This is a genomic window from Pseudorhodoplanes sp. (genome assembly GCF_035565795.1).
Taxonomy (GTDB): Bacteria; Pseudomonadota; Alphaproteobacteria; order Rhizobiales; family Xanthobacteraceae; genus Pseudorhodoplanes.
This window is the reverse complement of record NZ_DATMRV010000089.1, coordinates 21,491-42,939: the sequence shown is the minus strand read 5'-3', so window position 1 is coordinate 42,939 and position 21,449 is coordinate 21,491. Positions and strand designations below refer to the sequence as shown.

The following is a 21,449-nucleotide window of genomic DNA, read 5'->3' as shown; positions in this document are numbered from 1 at the left end:
GGCGGCGCGGAACATCGACGTCGCGTCGTGACGCTTCAAGTCTGCAACTGAATTTAAATGCGCTGTTAATCCGCGGACCTTATGCGTGGCCGCATCGTTTCAACGAGAGGCCACCATGCGTGCATTGTTCCTCGCGGCAATCGCTGCCGCGACCGTTACCGTGACTATCAGCTTCAATTCGACCGACGCCGAGGCCGCCTGTGTTCGCGGCGCGCGCGGTGTCGCCTGCGCCGCGCCGCGCCCCGTGGTGGTCGCGCCGGTGGCTCGCCCCGTGGCGGTTGCTCCGCGCCGCGCGGTGGTGGTTGCGCCGCGTCGCGCTGTCGTCGTCGCTCCGCGCCGCGCCGTCGTGGTGCGCTGAGGCGCTTCGCCTCGCTGACAGGTTCTGAACCGGACCGTGCAGCCCGCATTCTCGGAATGCGGGCTGCATGTCGTTTCGGGCGGCCTGCCCAAGGCCCGGTCCGCGCTTTTGCGGCAACGAGCGGCGGCGGCGATGTTGCGCTAGTGTCGTGCCCGGTTGTCCCGCACGCATGGTGTCGTAATGATCGTCCGCTTCGCGCTCGTCTCGCTCATCGCCCTGACCGGCACGCTCGCCCATGCCGGCGACGTCGCGACGCGCAAGACCCTGCGCGCGGCCTACCTGGCGACCAATCCGACGCAGGCGACGCGCGATGCCGCATCCGGCGAGATGCGCGGGCCGGCGCCGGCGCTGGCGCGCGAACTGGCGCGGCGCGAAAACCTCGAGCTTGTGCTGAAGCCGATCTCCAGTCCGCCCGCGGTGATCGATGCGGTGCGGAGCGGGGAGGCAGATATCGGTTTCGTCGCCTATGAGGCGACGCGGCTCGGCACCGTCGATTTCTCGCAGGTCTACATGCTGGTGCGGCAGAGTTTCCTCGTGCGCGAGGATTCGCCGATCCGTTCGGTTGCCGACATCGATCGCGCCGGACAGGCGATCGCCGGGACGGCGAATGACTCGATCACGCTGTGCATGAAGCGCGTGCTGAAACATGCGAGCGTCGTGGAGGTGCCGAACGATCCGGCCGAAATCGGCAAGGCGCTCGCCGCGCGATCGATTGCCGCGTTCGGCGCGAACCGGCAACGCCTGACGGCGATGATGAAGGCGGCGCCCGGGACGCGCATCCTCGCGGACGATTTCTTCAGCGTGCCGCAAAATATCATCGTGCCGAAGGACCGTCCGGCGGCGCTGGCGGTTGTCAATGCAGTGATCGACGAGATTCGCGCATCCGGCGCCCTGCAGCGCGCGATCGAGGCCGGCGGCGCCTCGGGCGTGGCTCTCGCACCGGCCGGCGTGAAAGCGGGCTGTCCGGGTTAACGCCTGACCGCGATACCGTGGTTGCGGTGCCGGCATGCCGCATATTTGGCAACATCCGCCCGCAATGTGCTTGACGGCCGGTCAATGGAGTATGCGTTATGATAGGGCAACATCGCTTCAACCCGTGGATTTTCGCCGGCGATCTGGTGGTCGCGAACATGCAGATCGGCGCGGTGCTGTGGCATCGGCTGGCTGCGCCGCAGACCAGCGTGGAACGCGCGCGCATGATCAGCGAAAAGGTGGCCGCCGCATCGAGTGGCGTGTTCGAGACGCAGAAGGCGGCGCTACGCCTGTCGCGCGACATCTCGCTCGGTAAAGTGTCTGCCACGCGCATGGCCTGTGCGCCTGCCGAACTCGGCGCAGCCGCGTCGAAGCCCGCATTGAAGACCGTGAAGGCCAATGCGAAGCGGCTCGGCAAGCGCAGCGCGAAGAAGGTCAAGTAGGCGGGCATTTGCACGGCGCGCATGTGCTGCGCGCCGGCGAGGTAAGCCGGCCGCCACCGGCCGGTTCTGCAAACGCATCAGTGATGTGACGACACCGCCTGCGTGAGTTCGGCGGTGAGGCTCGGCGTTGCCGCATGCGAGATATCGCCGAGCGACAGCATGCCGACCATGCGCTTGTTCTGGTCGATCACCGGCAGACGGCGGATCTTGCGCCGCTCCATCATCTCGGCCGCATCCTCGACATCGTCGCTGTCACGGCACCAGGCGATGCCGACGGTCATCACATCACGCGCGGTCAGCATGTCGATGTCATGACCGTTGGCGACACCCTTGCAGCAGATGTCGCGGTCGGTGACCATTCCGATCAGCTTGTCGTTCTCGCCGACCGGGATCGCACCGATGTCGCTCTTGCGCATCTTCTTCGCGATGTCGGTGACCTTGGTGTCGGGGGACACCCACTCGCAGCCCTCGTGCATTGCGTCTTTCACTTTCATGGCGGCACTCCTTCCATGCGTGTTACATGCGCGCTCACCGCGTGTGCGGCACAAGTCAGGTCCCCCATCACCTATGGTGTGATTGTCCGCCTGTGCCCGGCGCTTGTCCACGTCCCGAATGGCCGAGACGTCGCATGTTGCACGCGCTGCGCGCATAGCTTCACACGCAACCAAATGCCCCAAGATGAATGGGCCCGGGCTGGCGCTCCCGGGCCCATTCTGCGCGGTGGATCGGGGTCGCAGATCCGCCGTGCTATCCGCGTCGCCGTTGCGGATGTTCTCTATGATCTAGCGAAACACGTAGACGATGCGCCGCGTCGCCGGATCGACCAGCACGGCCGTGTCATTCACGTAGACATACTGGTAGCGATAGTCGGGCACGTTGTTCAGCACGATAGTCTGCGGCAGGCTCGCGCCGACCACGACTTCACCGACATACGGGAATGACGGCGCCGGATTGGTGGTGACATAGGTGTTCACCGCGGGCGGCGGCGGTGCGTAAGTCGATGCATAGATGGTCGGCTTCGGTGCGCCGATGGCGCCTGCGCCCGTGCCGCCCGCACCGACGACGGGAGTGGTGATGGCTTCTGCGACCGGCGCGACATCCGCGCGATAGGTCGGCTCGACGTAACCGTTATAGGTGACGACCGGAACGCCGGCGACCGCGACATTGGCAGGCTCGCGCACGACAATGCGGCCGCCACCGGCCTGCAGCGCCATGTATTGCGAATAGGCCCAGCCCTGCTTGCCGCGATATTCGACCTGGCACCACAGGCTGCCTTCGACGCAGCCCAGCACCTGCGCTTTGTGACGCGCCTTGATCAGGCCGATCACTGGCTGTTCGGGTCCGGGTCCGGAGCGGAGATTAAGATCGGTCGTTGCTGTGCCGACGGTCTGCGCGTGCGCCGCGCCAGCCAGCGTCAATGTCAAAACAGCTGCGGCAATAAGAATGCGTTTCATGATGTGCCCCTCTGTGATCGGACGTCTGAAATGAATGTCCAACCGCCTAACGGGGATGTGGGAACTTGGTTCGTGTTCGACGAGGCGCGCCGCCATCAAAGCGCCGTGACGTTGCCGTGATCCCGGCACGCGAAGCCGTGATCACGATTGGCCTGAATATTGCGGAGACCGGAAAAGGCCAGGGCGGACGACGCCACATGCCGTCCGCCCTGTGATTGTGTTATCGCGACACGTAGACGATGCGCCGGCTGCCCGGTTCGACCAGCACCGCATAGTCGTTCACATAAGCGTATTGATAGCGCGATCCCGGCACGGGCATCAGGTCGACCTCTTCCGGAAGACTCGCGCCCGTCACGAGACTCCCCTCCAGCCAGACCGTGTCAATGGGATTGGCCGTCAGATAGGTCCGTACCGCCCGCGGCGGAACGTAAGCACGTGGCGCGTTGGTCGCTGCATAGATCGTCTCGCGCGGCGGGATTAGCCGGCCGGCGAAATCTCGCGGCGCCGCGGCGGTGGTCTCGACCACAGTCGTTGCGGGAGCGCGATAGGCCACGGTCGGAGCCGTCTGGTAAGTGACGGCCGGAGCCGTCTGATAGGCGACCACAGGCGGCGCCTGATACGTCACTGCGGGCGCGGTGTCATAGGCCACGACCGGTGCGGGAGACTGATAGGTCACGGACGGGTAGGCCGGCTGATAGGTTGCGACCGGCTGGTAGGTCACGGGCGGGTACGCAGGCTGATAAGTCGCAACCGGCGCCTGATAGGTGGCGACCGGCGGCTGATAGGTGGCCACAGGAACGGGCGCGCGATACGCAACGGCCGGCGGCGCGGCGATGACCGGACGCGTCGCAACGTCTACCTCGAGCTCCGGCACCGGCAGTACGGCTGCGATGTCGCCGGACATCAGCATGTATTGCGAATAGGCCCAGCCGGTGCGGCCGCGCAGATCGATCTGGCACCATCGGCTGCCTTCGATGCAACCGATGACGGTGGCTCGTTGGTTGTTCCGAAGCATGCCGATCACGGGAAATTGCGGATCGGGACCGGACCGAATGTTGAGATCGGTGGTGGCGGTGCCGATGGTCTGCGCCTGCGCCGCAGTCAGCATCGCGGCCGACGCGAAGGCGACGGTGATCAAGGTGCGCTTCATGGCATCCTCGCAAGATTGTGAGTTGTCGAGCTTGCGGTGAACGCAGCGCAGCAAGGGTTCGTTCCGCCGCCGTTTCCACCGGCGCGGGACGAATTGCCGGTTCCATCGCAACCCGGTAACGTCCCGCCGCCAATTATTGGGGGGATCTGCTGATGCTGCGTGCTGCGATTGCCTTTGTCGCCCTCGCCCTGACCGCCTCACTTGCGAGCGGGCAAACCCCGGCGGACAGCCGTCTGAAGCGGATCACGGACTCGAAGACGATCAAGATCGGCTATCGCGCGGCGGCGACGCCATTCTCGTTTTATAACGAGCAGGCGAAGGAGCCGGCGGGCTACACCATCGACCTCTGCAAGCTCGCCGTGGACTCGATCGGCAAGTCGCTGAACATACCGCTCAAGATCGAATGGGTCGAAGTCACGACGCAGAACCGCTTCGACATGGTGGCGCAGGGCAAGGTCGATATGGAATGCGGGTCGTCCACCATGTCGCTGTCGCGCATGAAGCAGGTGGATTTCTCGTTGGTGACCTTTGCAGAGAGCACGGGTCTTGTGGTGCGCAACACGGCCAATGTCGCAAAGGCAGCGGACCTGAGCGGGCAGAAGATCGCGGTTGCCGCGAATACCACGAACGAGGCCGCGCTAAACAATCTGGTCAAGCAGGGCAAGCTCAAGATCACGGTCGTTCCGGTGAAGGACCGCGCCGCTGGTATTGCCGCACTCGAAAAGGGTGAGGTCGATGGTTATGCGAGCGACAAGCTGCTGCTTGTCGGTGCGAAGTTCCAGGATGCCAAGGCACTCACCATGTTGCCCGACGATCTCTCGTTCGAGCCCTACGCCATCGTTCTGCCCCGCGGCGACTGGGCATTCCGCCTCGCCGTGAATTCGGCGCTCGCCGAGGTGTTTCGCACCGGTCTCATCTTTACGGTATTTGGGAAGTGGTTCGATCAGATCAATCTGAAGCCTGGCCCGGTGCTGCTGAACACCTTCGCGCTCGGTGCGCTGCCGCAATGATCGCGGCACTGCACTCGGCAGAAATGCATTAATCTGTCTGGCAATTCGTTCACCTTCATTCATGAAAGTGTGAACGCTGTTCAGAAAGTCGAAGCCTCCTCGCGTGTTATAGTTCTGCCGGGTTCGATCCCTGTGGGGCGATCCAACGCGTGTTGAGGAGAGTGTGATGCGTAAGATTCTGTTGACGCTTGTCGCCGTCGCGTCGATCGCTGCGGCGACCGTCGTCGCGCCGAAGAACGCCGAAGCGCGCTGCTATGGCTGCTGGGTCGGCGCGGGTGTCGCTGCGAGCGTGATCGCCGGTGCTGCTATCGCCAATGCAGGCTACGGCTACTATGGCTATCCGGCCTATTACGGCAGCTATGGCGGTTACGGCTATGGCTATGGTGGGTACGGCGGCGGCTATTACCAGCCGGCCTATTATGGCTATCGCCCGTATTACGGCTATTACGCGCCGCGTTACTATGCGCCGCGCTACGGCTACGGCTATTACGGGCCGCGCTACTACGCGCCGCGTTATGGCTACGGCTATCGTCCGTATCGCTACGGATATCGCTGGTAAGGGTCCCTCATGACGGCGCCAATTGGCGCCTTCATGAGAGAGAAACATCACGAAGCGGCGCGACTGAGTGCGTGGTTTACAGGTTCAACAGGAGAGGAGACGTCATGCGTAAATTGATGATGTTTGCCGTCGCTGCTGCGAGCCTCGCTGTCGCGGCTGTCGCCGCGCCGACCAACGCCGAAGCCCGGTTCGGTCCGTCGCCGGGAATGCCGGAGGCGACGACCGCTCAGCCCGTGTACTACTATGGCTACCGTCCGCGCTATTACGGCTATTACGCACCGCGCTATTACGCGCCGCGTTACTATGCGCCTCGCTACTACGCACCGCGCTACTACGCGCCGCGCTACTATTACTGATCGTCTCGCGCGACCGTTTGAAAGGTGGGTTGAGTTCTGCTCAGCCCGCCTTTTGCTTTTTGGCTGGTGTTGCGATTTGGCTATCCCTGCAACCTCAGAAAGTCGCGCTTGCTGAGCGGCACGCCGCGGTGGCGCAGGATGTCGTAGGCGGTGGTGACGTGAAAATAGAAGTTCGGAAGGGCGAACCCGAACAGATAGGACGTGCCTGAAAATACCGGATTGTAGTCGCGCAGCTTGAGTTCGATGCGCCTTGTCTCCGCTCCGGACAGCTGAGCTTCGGTGACGCCCTTTATGTAGGCCGTGGTTTTCTGAATGCGTGAGTGCAGGTCATCGAATGTCTTTTCGGTGTCCTCCATCTTCGGCGCCGGCAAGCCGCTCAGCCGCTCGACCGACAGCTTCGACGTGTCGCTCGCCCGCTGCACCTGACCGGCGAGCGTGAGCATGTCCGGCGCGAGCCGCGCGTCGACGAGCGATTGCGGATCGATGCTGCTGGTGCGGGCATGTTCTTCGCCCTTACGCAAAATATGGGAGAGCGTATCCAGTCCCTGGATCAGAACGGGGACGGAGGCCTGGTAGATCGAAATGGACATGGGTGTGTTCCGCGATTGTGACCACGCACCATGTAGGGTGAATTGGCTCTGCAGGCGCTGCCCTCAACCAATGATATTTTCGCATGCGAAAGAGCCGCCGCATGCAAAAAGAAGATCACGGGCCTCGCGCGTAAATCACAGTCGCGCCGTGCGTTCGCGCAGCCTGCACTTCTCGCAAGACAGCGCGTGCGTTCGACATGGAATAAACTCGAAGCGCCGCGGGCCTTCCGGCGCGCGGCGTTTCCTTTTCGGTTCGGTTGTCCGTGGTGCGTCGTCAGCGGATGTTCATGCGTCCGCCGCCGCCTCCGCCCATTCGTGGAATGCCGCCACCGCCCATCCGGGGAGGTGCCTGGAAGCGTGGCGGCGCTTGAATCCGCGGCGCTGCAATTCGTGGCGCTGCAACGCGAGGCGCCGCGGTTCTTGGCGCTGCGATCCTTGGCGCTGCGCTCCGCGCGGCGACACGGCCGCCGGTGCCCCGCCTGGTTATGCGAGGTTGGTCGGGAATTTTCGGTTTGGTTGCGGGAGGTCGATTGCCGGCGTCGGGTTTGACGGGTGTCGTGCCGGCTTTGCCTGTCCCGCGATCGGTCGGCTTTGCCGGATCGGTGCTGCTGGTTTTGGATGGTCCAGCGGACGGCTGATCCGTCTTGCCGGTCCCGCGATCTCCGGGCTTCGTATGGTCTGTCCCGCGATTGCCCGGATCCGGATATCGGTCGGGCTTGTGCGGATCGCGAATGCGCACCGGATCGATGCGCGGCTGGATGATCGGGACGATCGGAACATAGACCGGGCCGGTTGGCACGATGACCGGGCCTCCCGGCCCCACCGGCGCACCCGGTCCGACCGGGGTGAATCCGGGTCCGCCCGGCGCGACCGGGATGGATGCGCGCGTACCCGGAGGCGTCGCGCCCGGATTGGCTGGCTGGTTCGGCGCGCCGCCGGGCTGCGAGCAGGGGCATGTGCCGCCCGGTGTCGAGACCGCGCGGATGAGATTCGCGTCGCGCCCGCCGCTCAGGACCGACGCCATCGCCATGCGACTCTGTGCGCGCTGCTGCATCCTGCGCGCGGTCGCACTGAGATCGGTGTTCGGATAGCGCGCGAGAAACGCCGCAAAGCCGGCTTCGCTGTTCAACGCCACGGCTTCCTGCCACGCCAGCATCATCAACCGGCGATCGAGAATGGAGCGCAAGCCCGCTGCCAGCGGGTCGTTGCCGTAGATCGCGAGATATTGCTCGTAGACCACGACATCATTCTCTTGCACCGCGACCGCGAAGGCGTCGCGCGCCGTCCTGCCTTGCAGATCCTTGCGCCACTCTTCGGCAGTCTTCTCCGAGCTCGCAACCGGCTTCACGCCAGCACCCGGAAAGAATGCGAAAGGCTCGGTCAGAGCCGACACTTCCCACGGCGTCTGGCGTCCGCCGGTTGCGCCATGCACGGCGAGCCGCACATTCTTCAGGGCTGCCTCGATCGGCAGGCCGGGCTCGCGCGCCGACCTCAGCAGCGCCTGCGCGAACGGCGAGTTGCTGCCGGACCCGTCCTCGGCGGTGTGGCCCGGTGAGGTCGAATAGGCGAGTAGCGTACCGGCCGGGGCGTTGACCAGAGCAAGTCCGCGCGGGGCGGTCTTGGCGATGTCGTCGAACGGATTATCGCGGCATGCGTCGAGGATCACGATGCGGGTCTTGCTGCGAACCGATTCGAACATCGACATCAGGTCGGCCATGCGCATGGCTTCGAGTGGAACGTCGGCTTCGCGCGCGATCGTGGCATCGACCGGGACGAGGAAGTTTTCACCATCGACTTGCACGCCATGACCGGCGAAATAGATCAGGACGACGGTGTTTTCCGGCTTCTCCGCAACATTGTTCGTGAAGAAGCGGATCACCTTGCTCATGCTCGCCTTGTCGAGGTCGAACGCGGAGGTAACCTGGAAGCCGGCATCCTTGAGGAGTGTGCCGACCGCGTCGGCATCGCGCACGGGATTGGTCAGCGCGCTGACGCTCCGGTATTTCGAATTTCCGATGACCAGCGCGAACCGGTCTTGCGCGAAGGCGGTGATCGGGGCGGACGCGAAAACGGCCAGCGTCACGCATGCGCATGCGAGTTGCTTCAGCATTCCAGCCTCCCTGGTCGAGCCGGCCGCAAGATTTTTGCGGCGCCTCACCCGCAGATCACGGTTGCTGTACGCACGCCGTTGCGACGGCGGGACTGAACGCGGTCGGTCTTGCGGGCCTGTCGCTTGGTCGACCTGGATTGTTCAAAGGTTCATGCATTTCTGATGGCTTGGCGCAGACACCGCATTATCGGAACCGGCATGCGCGCTATCTTCGATCCTGCCTGAGCGTGCGACCGCTTGCATCCGAAAGGCTGCATCTGTCACATGAAGGTGATGGATACGGAACTTCGCAAAGCTGCAATCGTGGGCGGCGGGCCTGCTGGCCTGATGGCGGCAGAAGCGCTGGCGCGCGTAAATATTGATGTGACCGTATTCGACCGGATGCCGTCACTTGCGCGCAAACTCCTGATGGCCGGGCGCGGCGGACTCAACCTGACGCATTCGGAAAGTCTCGCGACATTCCTGCCGCGCTATGGCGCGGCGGAATCGCGTCTGCGGCCGGTCATCGATGCGTTTCCGCCCGAGCGCCTACGTGCCTGGAGCGAGGAACTGGGGCAGCCGACCTTCGTCGGAACCAGCGGCCGCGTATTCCCGAATGCGATGAAAGCATCGCCGTTGCTGCGCGCATGGTTGCGGCGGCTCGATGCGATGGGCGTGAAGGTGGCATTGCGCCACCGCTGGTCGGGCTGGTCGGACGAGGGCGCGCTCACCTTCGAAACGCCGGACGGCGCGATCCATGTGACACCGGACGTCACGGTGCTGGCGCTCGGCGGCGCAAGCTGGCCGCGGCTCGGGTCGGATGGCGGCTGGTCCGATGTGCTGATCCGCGAAGGCATCGCGGTCTCGCGCCTGAAGCCCTCGAATTGCGGCTTTCGCGTGGGCTGGTCCGATCACATGCGAACGCGCTTTGCCGGGCAGCCGCTGAAAAACATTGCGCTGTCGTTCGAGGGCCATCGCGTGCGGGGCGAGGCCGTGGTCACGGAGGAGGGCCTGGAAGGCGGCGCCATTTATGCGCTGTCGCCGATGCTGCGCGACGCGATTGAGAGCAATGGCGCGGCCGTTATCGCTATCGACCTTCTGCCGGACAGTGGCGCTGACGATGTTGCGCGCAAGCTGGGCGCGCCGCGCGGCAAGCAGTCGTTGTCCAATGTGTTGCGAAAGGCCTTGTCGCTGTCGCCCGTTGCGATTGCGCTGGCGCAGGAGGCGACGCAAGGAAGGCTCGGTGCGCTCGAGCCGGGAGAGATGGCGGCCTTGCTGAAAGCTGTGCCAATCACGCTGATCGCGGTTGCGCCGATCGACCGCGCGATTTCAAGTGCGGGTGGCGTTGCTTTCAGTGAGATCGAGGAGACCTTCATGCTGAAGAAAAGGCCAGGCGTCTTTGTTGCCGGCGAAATGCTCGACTGGGAAGCGCCGACCGGCGGCTATCTGCTGCAGGCCTGTTTTGCGACTGGCATTGCCGCAGGTGAGGGCGCAGCGCGCTATCTTGCGGCATCGAACGCGGCGCAGCCGGCATGACCGAGCTTGCGGCTTACGCCGGCCTGTTCGCGGTGGCGTTCGTCGCCGCGACCATTCTGCCGGCGCAGTCGGAATTGGCGCTGGTCGGGCTGCTCCTCACGGGCAAGTTTTCGCCGGTGCTGCTGATCGCGGTTGCGGCCGCGGGCAATATTCTTGGCTCCTGCGTGAACTGGCTGCTCGGCGGATTTGCCGAGCGCTTCCGCGATCGCAAATGGTTTCCGGTATCGGCGCAGGCGCTCGACAAGGCGCAGGGCTGGTACCGGCGCTATGGCCGCTGGTCGCTGCTGCTGAGCTGGATGCCAGTCATCGGCGATCCGCTGACGGTCGCGGCCGGCTTCCTGCGCGAACCGTTCTGGTCGTTTCTTGTTCTGGTGACGATCGCGAAGACGGTGCGCTACGTGCTGCTGGCGTTGGGCGCTCTGGGAGCGATGGGACCGGTGGTGTAAGCGCCGCTACCCTTCGATTTCCTCGCGGAGCATTTCCAGCTCCAGCCATTTCTCTTCCGCGGCGGCGAGTTCGGCCTGCGCTTTCGCCATCGCCTCGGTTGCCGCATCGAACGCCTTGCGGTCGCGCGTGAAGAGATTCGGATCGTCGAGCTTCTTCTGCAGCGCGCCGATGTCGGCTTCCAGCTTCGCGATCTGCTTTGGCAAATTGTCGAGCGCGTATTTCTCGTTAAACGAGAGCTTCTTTTTCGGCTTCGGCGCGGACGGAGCCGTGCGGTCGGCTGCTTTCGTTTCCTTCGGTGCGGCATCGCGTACCGGCTTGGTCGACGCGATGTCGGCGCCGCGCTGCGCCAGCATGTCGGAATAGCCGCCGGCATATTCGTTCCAGACACCGTTGCCTTCCGGCACGATCACCGCGCTCACCACGCGATCGAGAAAGTCGCGGTCGTGGCTGATCAGGATCACGGTGCCGGTATAGTCGGCGAGCGTCTCCTCAAGCACGTCGAGGGTTTCGAGATCGAGATCGTTGGTCGGCTCGTCGAGCACCAGGAGGTTCGACGGCTTGGCCAGCGCGCGCGCCAGCATCAGCCGCCCCCGTTCTCCGCCGGACAGAGCGCGCAAGGGCGTACGGATCTGCTCCGGCGCGAACAGGAAGTCCTTCATGTACCCGACGACATGCTTGGTCTGTCCGCCGATCGAGACGGTGTCTCCGCGACCGCCCGTCAGCGCTTCGGATAGCGTCCAGTCCGGATCGAGGCTGTCGCGGTCCTGTTCGAGCGATGCCATTTCGATATTGGCCCCGAAGCGCACGGAGCCTTCGTCCGGCTGCAGCGTGCCGGTGAGAAGGGAGAGCAGCGTGGTCTTGCCGCTGCCGTTCGGGCCGACGATGCCGATGCGGTCGGCACGATTGATGCGCGTGGAGAAGTCCGTGACGATCGGACGGCCGTCATAGGCCTTTCCGATGTTTTTTGCCTCGATCACCAGCGCGCCGGACTTGTCGGCTTCCGCCACGCTGATGCTGGCCTTGCCGAGGCTGCCGCGATAGTCGTGCCGCCGCTGGCGCAGCGCCTGCAATTCGCCCATGCGGCGCATGTTACGCTTGCGGCGTGCGGTGACGCCGTAACGCACCCAGTGCTCCTCGGCGACGATCTTGCGGTCGAGCTTGTGCTGCTCGCGTTCTTCCTCGGCGAGGATCTCGTCGCGTCGTGCTTCGAAATCCTTGAACCCGATTTCAAGCCTGCGCGTGCGGCCGCGATCGAGCCACACCGTGACGCGCGACAGCGTTTCCAGAAAGCGCCGGTCGTGGCTGATCAGCACCAGCGCGGAGCGCCGGCTCTTCAGTTCGCTTTCCAGCCATTCGATGGTGACGAGGTCGAGATGGTTTGTCGGCTCGTCGAGGAGGAGAATATCGGGGTTGGGCGCCAAGACGCGCGCGAGCGCCGCGCGCCGGGCTTCTCCGCCGGAGAGGTGGGCGGGGTCTTCCGCCCCGGTCAGTCCGAGTTGCTCGATCAGGTAGCGCGCCTGGTACGGATCGTCGCCCGGCGCGAGCCCGGCCTCGACATAGGAAAGGGTGGTGGCGTGGCCGGAAAAGTCCGGTTCCTGCGGCAGGTAGCGGATCGTGGCGCCGGGCTGGATGAAGACGCTGCCGCGGTCGGCCTCGATCATGCCGGCGGCGATCTTCAGGAGCGTCGATTTGCCCGAGCCGTTGCGGCCGACAAGGCATACCCGTTCGCCCTCCGACACCGAGAGATCGGCCGAGGTCAGAAGTGGCGTGCCGCCGAAGGTGAGGGCGATGTCGCGAAGCTGGATCAGGGGAGCCATGAGGGGTGGGTGTATAGCGCGGCTGCCGCTTTGCACCATCGAAAATCGATCAGACGCTCTCGCGCCCGTCAATCGCCCGGAATAAACTTCTGGCTCCGGGAGAGAATCGCCAATGGACGTCCTGAACCTGCCGCGGCCGTCGTGGATGACGGAAGACCTGGTGCTGCTGGAAGACCAGGCCCGCCGGTTCATGGCGGCGGAATACGCCCCCAATATCGAACGCTGGAACGAGGCCGGGATCTACGACCGCGCGATCTGGAACAAGACCGGCGAGGCAGGTCTGCTCTGCGCCGCCATACCTGAGCAATACGGCGGGGCCGGCGGAACATTCGCGCATGAGGCGGTGATCAACCGCGAAATCGCTTTGTGTGGCTTCGACTCGTTCGGCGCGCCGCTGCATTCCGGCATCGTCGCGCCTTACATCCTGCATTACGGTACCGAGGATCAGAAGAAGCGCTGGCTGCCGAAGATGGCAACCGGCGAAATGGTCGGCGCGATTGCGATGACCGAGCCCGGCACCGGCTCCGACCTTCAGGGCGTGCGTACGACCGCGAAGAAATCCGGCAACGGCTACGTGCTGAACGGCTCGAAGATCTTTATCACCAACGGCCAGCATGCCGACCTGATCATCGTGGTTGCGAAAACCGATCCGTCAGCGGGTGCGAAGGGTGTATCGCTGTTCGTGGTCGAGACGGCGGATGCGCCCGGCTTTCGCCGTGGACGCAAGCTGAAGAAGCTCGGCCTCGATTCATCCGACACGTCGGAACTGTTCTTCGAAGAGGTGAAGCTGCCGGCCGAGAGTCTGCTCGGTCCGCAGGAAGGCCAGGGCTTCGTTCAGCTCATGCAGCAATTGCCGCAGGAGCGGCTGACGGTCGGCATCCATGCCGTGTCAATGATGGAGCGCGCGCTGCGCCTGACGATCGACTACGTCAAGGAGCGGCAGGCGTTCGGAAAGGCAATCCTCGATTTCCAGAACACGCAGTTCACGCTGGCCGAATGCAAGACCGAGGCGACTGCAGCCAGGGTGTTTCTCGACCATTGCATCGAGCGGCACATCAGGGGCGAACTCGACAGCGTCACTGCGTCGATGATCAAATACTGGACCACGGACGTGCAGGCAAAAGTGATCGACCGTTGCCTGCAATTGTTTGGCGGCTATGGCTATATGGACGAATATCCGATCTCGCGCATGTACCGGGACGCGCGGGTGCTCCGCATCTATGCCGGCACGAACGAGATCATGAAGCTGCTGATCGCGAGGAGTCTATGACGGAGGCCTTCACCTCCCCCTGAAAGGGGGGGCGGCGAGCGAAGCTCGCCGGGTGGGGGTCCTGGGCGACGTTGAAATTATGATCCCTCCCCGGACCACCTTCGGTGGTCCGACCCTCCCTTTTTAAGGGAGGGTGACAAGAGAAAGCGGATACAGAGTCATGGCCGACGCCTTCATCTACGATCATCTTCGTTCTCCGCGCGGGCGCGGCAAGGTGGATGGCTCTCTGCACGAGGTGCAGACGGTCAACCTCGCGGCGCAGGTTCTGAAAGGCGTGCGCGAGCGCAACAACCTCGATCCTGACCTCGTGGACGATGTGGTGATGGGCTGTGTCGATCCGGTCGGTGAGGCGGGCGGCGACGTCGCGCGGATTTCCGCGCTGCTTGCGGGCTATGGCGACCACGTGCCGGGTATCCAGATCAACCGCTTCTGCGCATCCGGGCTCGATGCCGTGAACTTTGCGGCGGCCGAGGTGATGAGCGGCCAGCACGACATGACGATTGGCGGTGGCGTGGAATCGATGAGCCGCGTCGGTATCGGCGCGTCCGGCGGCGCGTGGTTCATGGACCCGATGGCGGCGATCCCGACCTACTTCATGCCGCAGGGAATTTCCGCGGACCTGATCGCGACCAAATACGGATTCTCGCGCGATGACGTCGATGCCTACGCGGTGGAAAGCCAGAAGCGCGCGGCGGAAGCCTGGGCCGATGGCCGCTTCAAGAATTCGATCCTGCCGATCAAGGACGTGAATGGCATCACGCTGCTCGACCGTGATGAACATATGCGCCCGACGACCACGATGCAGTCGCTGGCATCGCTCAAGCCATCCTTCGTCGAGATGGGGCAACTTGGCGGCTTCGACGCCGTCGCGACGCAGCGCTATCCGGAGGTGGAAGAGATCAACCACGTGCATCACGCCGGCAATTCGTCCGGCATCGTGGATGGCGCGGCAGCGGTGCTGATCGGCAACAAGGACGCCGGCAAGGCGGCCGGCCTGAAGCCGCGCGCACGCATCAAGGCATTCGCCAATATCGGTTCCGAGCCGGGCATCATGCTGACGGGTCCGATCCCGGTGACGCAGAAGGTGTTGAAGAAGGCCGGCATGTCGACTGCCGACATCGACCTGTGGGAGCTGAACGAGGCGTTCGCGTCCGTGGTGCTGCGCTACATGCAGGCGCTCGACATTCCGCACGACAGGATCAACGTGAATGGCGGCGCCATCGCGATGGGCCATCCGCTCGGCGCGACCGGCGCGATGATCCTCGGCACCGTGCTGGACGAACTGGAGAGGCGCGATCTCAATACCGCGCTGGTGACATTGTGCATCGGCGCCGGAATGGGCACAGCGACGATCATTGAGAGGGTGTGAGCGCCGCATGCCGAAGATCGATGTGTCAAAATGCCCGGTGCGCACCAGCACCATCTATCCCGCGGAATTCGCGAAGGTCACGCACGGCCGCGAAAAGATCGCGCTCGGCAATGCGGCGGGCCTCACGCAATTCGGCGTGAACCTGACGAGGCTGAAGCCCGGTGCAGCATCATCGCTGCGGCACTGGCACGAGGGCGAGGACGAGTTCGTCTATGTCCTGGAAGGCGAGGCGACGTTGTGCGAGGACGGCGGCGAGACCATCCTGCGCGCGGGCGAGTGTGCGGGTTTCAAGGCCGGCGTCGCCAATGGCCACTGCCTGGTGAACAAGTCGCAGGCTGATGTCGCTTATCTCGAGATCGGCACCCGCGCATCGGTCGACCGCTTTCATTATTCCGAGGTCGACATGACGGGCGACAAGAGCGAAACCGGCGTGCGTTTCACGCGCAAGAACGGTGAGGCGTATTAGATTTTTCCGCGACGGCGCATTTCCCCTTTCCCCGCGAAGCGGTGGGGAGGGGTTAGGGGTGGGGGCGATGAATGGTCAGGCTTCGCAGTGATCCTAGAACGCCAAGTGCAAGGAGCCTTCGCCGTCAGATGACCGATGCGGAAAGGAAGCTGTGGCGGCGGTTGCGGAGCGATTTTCCCGAACTGCATTTTCGGCGACAAGCGCCCGTCGGGCCGTATTTCGCAGACTTCGCCTGCCACAAGAACGGGATCGTTGCTGAGGTCGATGGCGGTCAGCATATGCTTGCGGATCACGCAGCGAAGGACAGCGCCCGGAATGCGTATCTCGCGAGGCACGGCTACCGTCTGTTTCGCTTTTGGAACAAGGATGTCTTGAAGAATATCGACGGTGTCGTGACGGCGATCCAAGACGAACTCGCCCGTGGTTCCGAAAGTGCCCCCCACCCCCGACCCCTCCCCACCGCTTCGCGGGGGGAGGGGAGCGCCGCCCGGAGCAATTCATGACGACCAATTTCTCTCTTGATACTGACGCCGATGGCATCGCGCTCATCACGTGGGATATGCCGGGACGTGCGATGAACGTCATCGACATCGCCACGATCCAGGAATTGTCCGAGCTCGTCGAGCAGACGACAGCGGATGAGAAGGTGAAGGGCGTCGTCATCACCTCCGGCAAGGATACGTTCTGCGCCGGCGCCGACCTCACGCTGCTCAATACGATGAGCGCGACCTTTGCCGAAATGGTGAAGACGCAAGGCGAGGAGGCCGCGGCCAAGCGCCTGTTCGAGGAAAGCCGCAAGCTGTCGCAGCTGTATCGGCGGATCGAGACCTGCGGCAAGCCGTGGGTCGCCGCGATCAACGGCACGGCGCTCGGTGGCGGCTTTGAACTCTGTCTCGCCTGTCACCATCGCGTCGCATCCGACAACGACAAGACCCGCGTCGGTTTGCCCGAGATCAAGATCGGTCTGTTTCCCGGCGCAGGCGGGACCACGCGCATCTCGCGGATGATGTTGCCGGCCGATGCGCTGCAATTCCTGGCGAAGGGCGACCAGCTTCGCGTCGCGCGCGCCAAGGGCATGAAGCTGATTGACAATGTGGTGCCCGCGGCCGATCTTGAGAAAGCCGCGAAGGGCTGGATCAAGGCCGGCGGCAAGGCGGAAGCGCCCTGGGACGTGAAGGGCTTCAAGAATCCCGGCGGACTTGTCTGGTCGAAGGCCGGGATGATGGTGTTCTCGCCGGCGAGCGCGCTGTATCGCAAGCAAACCTACGACAATTATCCGGCCGCACGCGCCATCATGCAGGTGGTGTTCGACGGCCTGCAGCTTCCGTTCGATCTCGCGCTGACGGTGGAGTCGCGCTACTTCGCGCACATCCTGCGCTCGAAGGAAGCGGCGGCGATGATCCGAACGCTGTTCGTGTCGATGGGCGAATTGAACAAGGGTGCGCGCCGGCCGGCGAACGTGCCGCCATCGAAGCTGAAGAAGGTTGGAGTCATCGGCGCGGGTTTCATGGGCGCCGGCATCGCCTATGTCAGCGCGCAGGCCGGGCTTGATGTGGTGCTGATCGACCGCGATCAGGATGCGGCCGACAAGGGCAAGGCGCTGTCGCACAAGCTGATGACCGAACAGATCAGCAAGGGCAGGACGAATTCAGCGGCGCGCGACGCGCTGCTCGCGCGCATCACCGCGACGTCCGACTACGACGCACTGAAGGGCTGCGATCTTGTGATCGAGGCGGTGTTTGAAGATCGCAAGGTGAAGGCGGATGCGACCGCGAAGGCGCAGGCGGTTGTGCCCGACATTGTGTTCGGGTCAAACACCTCGACGCTGCCGATCACTTCGCTTGCCGAGACTGCGAAGGACCCGTCGAAATTCATCGGCATCCATTTCTTCTCGCCGGTCGAGCGGATGATGCTGGTCGAGATCATCATGGGCAAGAAGACCGGAGACGAGGCGCTCGCGATGGCGCTCGACTTCGTGCGCGCGATCCGAAAGACGCCGATCGTGGTCAACGACTCGCGCGGTTTCTACACCTCGCGCGTGGTGGGTACCTATATCCGCGAAGGCCATCTCATGCTGATGGAAGGCGTGCCGGCCGCGATGATCGAGAATGTCGGGCGCATCGCCGGCATGCCGGTCGGCCCGCTGTCGCTCAACGATGAGGTCGCGGTCGATCTCGCGTGGAAGATCCTGAAAGCCACCGAAGCCGATCTCGGCAAGGACGCGGTCGACCCGCGCCAGAAGTCGTTGCTTCAGGCGATGGTCGAAACGCATAACCGGCTCGGTCGCAAGAACGCCAAGGGCTTCTACGATTACCCGGAAAAGGGGCCGAAGACGTTGTGGCCTGGCCTCGCCGATCTGCAGCAGACCACGCTCGACCCCGACACGATCGATGTCGACGAATTGAAGAAGCGGTTGCTTGTGATCCAGGCGCTGGAGACAGCGCGCTGCTTCGAGGAGGGCGTGCTGACCGATGTGCGCGAGGCCGATGTCGGCTCGATCCTGGGCTTCGGTTTTGCGCCATTCAGCGGCGGCACGCTGTCCTATATCGACTTCATGGGCGTGAAGACTTTCGTCGCCCTGTGCGAAGCGCTGGAGAAGAAATTCGGTCCGCGCTTCAAGGCGAATGCGCTGCTGCTCGATCTAGCCGCCAAGGGCGAGACGTTTTACGGGCGGTTCGCGAAGGCGGGCGAGAAGGCCGCGGCGTAGTCACAACACTCGCGCGATCCGCTCGCACGCGTCGCGGATCTGCTCCGGGTCGCGTGCGAAGCACAGGCGCAGGAAATGCTCGCCGCCCTTGCCGAAGGCCCTGCCCGGCGCGAGCCCGACCTGCGCCTCGTCAACCAGCCTGCGCGCCAGCTTCTCGCTGTCGCTTTCGCCATCGACCGTGAAGAACAGATAGAATGCGCCCTGCGGCGGCGTGAAGCGGCAGCGGCCGGTGCGTCCCAGGATATCGCAGGCGATGTCACGGCTCGCGCGTGCGCGCGCGACCTGTTGGGTGACGAAGTCCTCTCCCTGATCGAGCGCCACGACTCCGGCGCGCTGCATGAATTGCGCGACACCCGAGGTCGAATATTGGATCAGGTTTTCGACCACCTGACCGAGTGACGGATGCGCGACGATCCAGCCCATGCGCCAGCCGGTCATGCACCAGTTCTTGGAAAACGTATTGACGAACAGAATCCGGTCGTCCGGCGCCATGATGTCGAGGAAGGACGGCGCGCGTCTGCCGTCGCCGTACCAGAACCGTGCATAGGTTTCGTCGGCGACGATCCATAATCCGTGCTGCCGCGCAAGTGCGAGCACGGCGTGAAGGTCGTCACGCGATGCGGTCCATCCGGTTGGATTGGATGGTGTGACGAGAATGATGACGCGGGTGCGGTCGTTAATGGCAGCCGCGATGCGCTCGAGATCGAGCGCCCAGCCGGCATTGCCGAACTGCATCGGCACTTCGACTGGGCGCGCGCCGATCAATCCCGTCGCTCCGGCCGCGTTCGGCCAGGCGGGCGTCGGGATGATCACCTCGCTGCCTTCGGTCGCCGTCATCGCGAGCGTGATCTGGATCGCCTGCATGCCGGAGCCGGTGACGTAGAATTCGTCGGCGGAGAAGGCGCGTCCGTAGAGCCGCGTGTGATAGCGCGCCAGTGCTTCGCGCAAGTCCGGAATGCCGCGCTGCCAGGTGTAGAAGGTTTCGCCGGCTGCAAGGCCGCGATTTGCGGCTTCGATGATGAAGGCCGGCGTCGGCGTGTCGCCTTCGCCCGCCCACAGGCCCATCACGCCGCCGCGCGCGCGGCCGTATTTCATGATCTCGACGATGCCGCTGACCGGCGCCTCGCGCGCGGGTGCGCGCAAGGCCGCAGTCAGGGTGCCGGTCAGGGCGGGGGGCTCGGGTGCGAGTGACACCCGGTTCAGGTGGGCCGCCGGCGCGCCGCCGTCAATATCCTCCGAGCTTGTGGGCGATGCCCGCGAGGAAGGTATGGGTGGATAGGCTGATCGTGGTGTCGAGATTGCCGTCGCAGAAGCAGCCCGTCACCGGAATGAAGAGATGGTTGAAATCTCCATACTGCGAGTAGCGATACTCAATGCGGCCGGTCCAGCCGCCGGCCAGTATGGATTCGACGCCGGCGCCGAATGTCCATCCGGTCAGTGTCGTCTTCTGTGTGTCGACATGGCTGGCGCTTACGCAGACGAGGCCAAAGTTCTCGTCGCAAGTCGCCTGCGCCGTGATTCGCTGCCAGGACATTCCGCCGGTCAAATAGACGAGCGTGTCGGGCATGATGAGGGCCCCGATCCGCGCGCGGAGGCTCGCATCCCACGCCGTTTCAAACGAACTCGTGTCGGTCGGCAAACCTGGGAACAGCGGGGCGAGGCCGACCCAAGTGCCGGGGATCAGATTGGTGTTGGACTTCGTCTTGCCCCAGGCGATGTCGGCTTCGATGCCGGCTACGACTTTCGAATTCAGCTGGAGATTATATCCGAGAAAGCCACCAAACCGCGCGCTGGTGTCGTTGAAAGCTTCGCGGTTCGGTACCATCATGGCCAAGCCAAGGAACGAATTGGTCGTCCATGTGTGATGTTCTCGACGCATGCCACCGGACGCGCCGAGGTAAAGGCCTGTCCAGTTGCGCGGCTGCTCGACGACCGGAACCGCGGCAAAGGCTTGGCCGGCTGCGGGCGCAAGCGTCGTGGTCACGGGGGTACGGCCACGCTGGGCCGGGGCGCCCTGGGGCACGGACGTGGGCAGCGACGCCACGACCGGCCGCTCGCGATCGCCGGCTTCGAGCCGCTGCACCCGCTTGCGCAACGTGGCGTTTTCCTTTTCGAGCGCCTCGAGCCGCGCCAGAACGTCGTCCAGCGTGCGCGACGCATGCGCCACCGGAGCAAAGGAAATCGTCGAAACCGCAATCAGCGCGGCCGCAAATATGACGCGGACCATAGCCACCCCCCAAAAATTGCTGGGGCGAAGGCTAGGGACTTTTACCTCCGGAACCTAGGTCAAAAACGCCGCGGGCAGGCTTCAGCGGCGTTGCTGTGGATGGCTGTTGCGCGCAGGTATCATTCTGCGCGCCGCCGGACCGGCAAATCAGCCCTTCTTGGCGAGGAGGTCACGTATCTCCTCCAGCAGCTTCTCCTGGCGGGGCGGCTCGGCCGGCTTGGCGGCTTCGGGCTCGGATGCCGCCTTGCGGCGCAGGTAGTTGATGCCTTTCACCACGAAGAACAGGGCGCCCGCGACGATCGCGAAATTGATGGCGACGGTGAGGAAATTGCCCCAGGCGATGACCGGGCCCTGCTTTTTGGCATCGGCCAGGTTGGTCGCCGTCACGTCCTTGGACAGGGCGATGAAATAGTTCGAAAAGTCGAGCCCGCCGATGGCGCCGAAGATCGGCATGACCATGTCACCGACGATGGATTCCACGATCCGGCCGAAGGCTGCACCGATGATCACGCCCACCGCCAGATCGACCACATTGCCCTTGACGGCGAACTCACGAAACTCGTTGAGCATCTTCTTCATGCGCGGCTCCTCTTCCAGGTCCCGGGTTAACGATAGGGCGGAACGGGGGA

Annotated in this window: 22 protein-coding genes; 13 read left to right on the top strand and 9 right to left on the bottom strand. The window is 64.0% G+C overall.

Annotated features, from left to right (window positions below):
• Positions 1-115 precede the first annotated feature (115 nt).
• The 3 genes from VNZ93_RS08790 (at position 116) to VNZ93_RS08780 (ending at position 1,773) form a co-directional block, all read left to right on the top strand.
• Positions 116-358, top strand: coding sequence for a hypothetical protein (locus tag VNZ93_RS08790; RefSeq protein WP_325703038.1), 243 nt, complete (start codon positions 116-118; stop codon positions 356-358).
• Between the two features lie 180 nt (positions 359-538).
• Positions 539-1,330: a transporter substrate-binding domain-containing protein gene (locus VNZ93_RS08785; protein WP_325703035.1), complete on the top strand. Its 792-nt coding sequence runs from the start codon at positions 539-541 to the stop codon at positions 1,328-1,330.
• A gap of 98 nt (positions 1,331-1,428) precedes the next feature.
• Positions 1,429-1,773: a hypothetical protein gene (locus VNZ93_RS08780; protein WP_325703032.1), complete on the top strand. Its 345-nt coding sequence runs from the start codon at positions 1,429-1,431 to the stop codon at positions 1,771-1,773.
• A 77-nt stretch (positions 1,774-1,850) separates the two neighbouring features.
• On the opposite strand, the gene VNZ93_RS08775 is transcribed toward VNZ93_RS08780, so the two are convergent.
• From VNZ93_RS08775 to VNZ93_RS08765, 3 genes are all read right to left on the bottom strand, one after another.
• Positions 1,851-2,267: a CBS domain-containing protein gene (locus VNZ93_RS08775; protein ID WP_325703030.1), complete on the bottom strand. Its 417-nt coding sequence runs from the start codon at positions 2,265-2,267 to the stop codon at positions 1,851-1,853.
• Positions 2,268-2,555: 288 nt separating this feature from the next.
• Positions 2,556-3,227, bottom strand: coding sequence for a DUF1236 domain-containing protein (locus tag VNZ93_RS08770; RefSeq protein WP_325703027.1), 672 nt, complete (start codon positions 3,225-3,227; stop codon positions 2,556-2,558).
• 220 nt (positions 3,228-3,447) lie between these two features.
• Positions 3,448-4,377: a DUF1236 domain-containing protein gene (locus VNZ93_RS08765; protein WP_325703024.1), complete on the bottom strand. Its 930-nt coding sequence runs from the start codon at positions 4,375-4,377 to the stop codon at positions 3,448-3,450.
• A 152-nt stretch (positions 4,378-4,529) separates the two neighbouring features.
• Here VNZ93_RS08765 and VNZ93_RS08760 point away from each other — a divergent pair, with 152 nt between their 5' ends.
• From VNZ93_RS08760 to VNZ93_RS08750, 3 genes are all read left to right on the top strand, one after another.
• Positions 4,530-5,387 carry an amino acid ABC transporter substrate-binding protein gene (locus VNZ93_RS08760; RefSeq protein ID WP_325703021.1) on the top strand — a complete coding sequence of 286 codons (858 nt, stop codon included), beginning with the start codon at positions 4,530-4,532 and terminating at the stop codon, positions 5,385-5,387.
• 166 nt (positions 5,388-5,553) lie between these two features.
• Positions 5,554-5,946, top strand: a complete 393-nt coding sequence (locus tag VNZ93_RS08755; protein ID WP_325703018.1) for a hypothetical protein — start codon at positions 5,554-5,556, stop codon at positions 5,944-5,946.
• A 104-nt stretch (positions 5,947-6,050) separates the two neighbouring features.
• Positions 6,051-6,302 carry a hypothetical protein gene (locus VNZ93_RS08750; protein ID WP_325703015.1) on the top strand — a complete coding sequence of 84 codons (252 nt, stop codon included), beginning with the start codon at positions 6,051-6,053 and terminating at the stop codon, positions 6,300-6,302.
• Between the two features lie 80 nt (positions 6,303-6,382).
• Here the strand turns inward: VNZ93_RS08750 and VNZ93_RS08745 are convergent, their stop codons facing one another.
• Both VNZ93_RS08745 and VNZ93_RS08740 read right to left on the bottom strand, forming a co-directional pair.
• On the bottom strand, positions 6,383-6,892 hold the full coding sequence (locus VNZ93_RS08745) for a DUF1993 domain-containing protein (RefSeq protein ID WP_325703013.1): 510 nt from the start codon (positions 6,890-6,892) through the stop codon (positions 6,383-6,385).
• Positions 6,893-7,166: 274 nt separating this feature from the next.
• The gene (locus tag VNZ93_RS08740; protein WP_325703011.1) at positions 7,167-9,002 is read right to left on the bottom strand and encodes a caspase family protein; all 1,836 of its coding nucleotides are present in this window, start codon (positions 9,000-9,002) and stop codon (positions 7,167-7,169) included.
• A gap of 273 nt (positions 9,003-9,275) precedes the next feature.
• Here VNZ93_RS08740 and VNZ93_RS08735 point away from each other — a divergent pair, with 273 nt between their 5' ends.
• Together VNZ93_RS08735 and VNZ93_RS08730 are read left to right on the top strand one after the other, a co-directional pair.
• Positions 9,276-10,517, top strand: a complete 1,242-nt coding sequence (locus VNZ93_RS08735; protein WP_325703008.1) for a TIGR03862 family flavoprotein — start codon at positions 9,276-9,278, stop codon at positions 10,515-10,517.
• The gene (locus VNZ93_RS08730; protein WP_325703005.1) at positions 10,514-10,963 is read left to right on the top strand and encodes a YqaA family protein; all 450 of its coding nucleotides are present in this window, start codon (positions 10,514-10,516) and stop codon (positions 10,961-10,963) included. Before VNZ93_RS08735 ends, VNZ93_RS08730 begins: the two co-directional genes overlap by 4 nt.
• 6 nt (positions 10,964-10,969) lie before the next feature.
• Here VNZ93_RS08730 and VNZ93_RS08725 read toward each other — a convergent pair whose 3' ends face one another.
• On the bottom strand, positions 10,970-12,781 hold the full coding sequence (locus tag VNZ93_RS08725) for an ABC-F family ATP-binding cassette domain-containing protein (protein ID WP_325703002.1): 1,812 nt from the start codon (positions 12,779-12,781) through the stop codon (positions 10,970-10,972).
• Between the two features lie 112 nt (positions 12,782-12,893).
• On the opposite strand from VNZ93_RS08725, the gene VNZ93_RS08720 reads away from it, so the two are divergent.
• From VNZ93_RS08720 to VNZ93_RS08700, 5 genes are all read left to right on the top strand, one after another.
• Positions 12,894-14,051 carry an acyl-CoA dehydrogenase family protein gene (locus tag VNZ93_RS08720; RefSeq protein ID WP_325702999.1) on the top strand — a complete coding sequence of 386 codons (1,158 nt, stop codon included), beginning with the start codon at positions 12,894-12,896 and terminating at the stop codon, positions 14,049-14,051.
• Positions 14,052-14,211: 160 nt separating this feature from the next.
• The gene (locus tag VNZ93_RS08715) at positions 14,212-15,420 is read left to right on the top strand and encodes an acetyl-CoA C-acetyltransferase (protein WP_325702996.1); all 1,209 of its coding nucleotides are present in this window, start codon (positions 14,212-14,214) and stop codon (positions 15,418-15,420) included.
• Between the two features lie 7 nt (positions 15,421-15,427).
• A complete protein-coding gene (locus VNZ93_RS08710; RefSeq protein WP_325702993.1) occupies positions 15,428-15,886 on the top strand; it encodes a cupin domain-containing protein in 459 nt (152 codons plus the stop codon).
• Between the two features lie 128 nt (positions 15,887-16,014).
• Positions 16,015-16,389, top strand: coding sequence for an endonuclease domain-containing protein (locus tag VNZ93_RS08705; protein WP_325702991.1), 375 nt, complete (start codon positions 16,015-16,017; stop codon positions 16,387-16,389).
• Positions 16,386-18,593: an FAD-dependent oxidoreductase gene (locus VNZ93_RS08700; protein ID WP_325702988.1), complete on the top strand. Its 2,208-nt coding sequence runs from the start codon at positions 16,386-16,388 to the stop codon at positions 18,591-18,593. The genes VNZ93_RS08705 and VNZ93_RS08700 overlap by 4 nt, the downstream gene beginning before the upstream one ends.
• Here VNZ93_RS08700 and VNZ93_RS08695 read toward each other — a convergent pair whose 3' ends face one another.
• The 3 genes from VNZ93_RS08695 to mscL form a co-directional block, all read right to left on the bottom strand.
• Complete coding sequence (locus VNZ93_RS08695; protein ID WP_414710021.1) at positions 18,594-19,787, bottom strand: pyridoxal phosphate-dependent aminotransferase; 1,194 nt, start codon at positions 19,785-19,787, stop codon at positions 18,594-18,596.
• 31 nt (positions 19,788-19,818) lie between these two features.
• Positions 19,819-20,820: an outer membrane beta-barrel protein gene (locus tag VNZ93_RS08690; RefSeq protein WP_325702985.1), complete on the bottom strand. Its 1,002-nt coding sequence runs from the start codon at positions 20,818-20,820 to the stop codon at positions 19,819-19,821.
• 147 nt (positions 20,821-20,967) lie between these two features.
• Positions 20,968-21,390, bottom strand: a complete 423-nt coding sequence (gene mscL / locus VNZ93_RS08685) for a large conductance mechanosensitive channel protein MscL (RefSeq protein ID WP_325703051.1) — start codon at positions 21,388-21,390, stop codon at positions 20,968-20,970.
• Positions 21,391-21,449 lie beyond the last annotated feature (59 nt).

What these genes read in the sequence shown, in the direction of transcription:
- VNZ93_RS08740 (WP_325703011.1), bottom strand. Translation starts at nt 9,002, where the DNA reads ATGCTGAAGCAACTCGCATGCGCATGCGTGACGCTGGCCGTTTTCGCG.
- VNZ93_RS08775 (WP_325703030.1), bottom strand. Translation starts at nt 2,267, where the DNA reads ATGAAAGTGAAAGACGCAATGCACGAGGGCTGCGAGTGGGTGTCCCCC.
- VNZ93_RS08720 (WP_325702999.1), top strand. Translation starts at nt 12,894, where the DNA reads ATGGACGTCCTGAACCTGCCGCGGCCGTCGTGGATGACGGAAGACCTG.
- VNZ93_RS08710 (WP_325702993.1), top strand. Translation starts at nt 15,428, where the DNA reads ATGCCGAAGATCGATGTGTCAAAATGCCCGGTGCGCACCAGCACCATC.
- VNZ93_RS08715 (WP_325702996.1), top strand. Translation starts at nt 14,212, where the DNA reads ATGGCCGACGCCTTCATCTACGATCATCTTCGTTCTCCGCGCGGGCGC.
- VNZ93_RS08765 (WP_325703024.1), bottom strand. Translation starts at nt 4,377, where the DNA reads ATGAAGCGCACCTTGATCACCGTCGCCTTCGCGTCGGCCGCGATGCTG.
- VNZ93_RS08735 (WP_325703008.1), top strand. Translation starts at nt 9,276, where the DNA reads ATGGATACGGAACTTCGCAAAGCTGCAATCGTGGGCGGCGGGCCTGCT.
- VNZ93_RS08690 (WP_325702985.1), bottom strand. Translation starts at nt 20,820, where the DNA reads ATGGTCCGCGTCATATTTGCGGCCGCGCTGATTGCGGTTTCGACGATT.
- VNZ93_RS08760 (WP_325703021.1), top strand. Translation starts at nt 4,530, where the DNA reads ATGCTGCGTGCTGCGATTGCCTTTGTCGCCCTCGCCCTGACCGCCTCA.
- VNZ93_RS08790 (WP_325703038.1), top strand. Translation starts at nt 116, where the DNA reads ATGCGTGCATTGTTCCTCGCGGCAATCGCTGCCGCGACCGTTACCGTG.
- VNZ93_RS08700 (WP_325702988.1), top strand. Translation starts at nt 16,386, where the DNA reads ATGACGACCAATTTCTCTCTTGATACTGACGCCGATGGCATCGCGCTC.
- VNZ93_RS08770 (WP_325703027.1), bottom strand. Translation starts at nt 3,227, where the DNA reads ATGAAACGCATTCTTATTGCCGCAGCTGTTTTGACATTGACGCTGGCT.
- VNZ93_RS08755 (WP_325703018.1), top strand. Translation starts at nt 5,554, where the DNA reads ATGCGTAAGATTCTGTTGACGCTTGTCGCCGTCGCGTCGATCGCTGCG.
- VNZ93_RS08725 (WP_325703002.1), bottom strand. Translation starts at nt 12,781, where the DNA reads ATGGCTCCCCTGATCCAGCTTCGCGACATCGCCCTCACCTTCGGCGGC.
- VNZ93_RS08785 (WP_325703035.1), top strand. Translation starts at nt 539, where the DNA reads ATGATCGTCCGCTTCGCGCTCGTCTCGCTCATCGCCCTGACCGGCACG.
- VNZ93_RS08750 (WP_325703015.1), top strand. Translation starts at nt 6,051, where the DNA reads ATGCGTAAATTGATGATGTTTGCCGTCGCTGCTGCGAGCCTCGCTGTC.
- VNZ93_RS08745 (WP_325703013.1), bottom strand. Translation starts at nt 6,892, where the DNA reads ATGTCCATTTCGATCTACCAGGCCTCCGTCCCCGTTCTGATCCAGGGA.
- VNZ93_RS08780 (WP_325703032.1), top strand. Translation starts at nt 1,429, where the DNA reads ATGATAGGGCAACATCGCTTCAACCCGTGGATTTTCGCCGGCGATCTG.
- VNZ93_RS08705 (WP_325702991.1), top strand. Translation starts at nt 16,015, where the DNA reads ATGACCGATGCGGAAAGGAAGCTGTGGCGGCGGTTGCGGAGCGATTTT.
- mscL (WP_325703051.1), bottom strand. Translation starts at nt 21,390, where the DNA reads ATGCTCAACGAGTTTCGTGAGTTCGCCGTCAAGGGCAATGTGGTCGAT.
- VNZ93_RS08730 (WP_325703005.1), top strand. Translation starts at nt 10,514, where the DNA reads ATGACCGAGCTTGCGGCTTACGCCGGCCTGTTCGCGGTGGCGTTCGTC.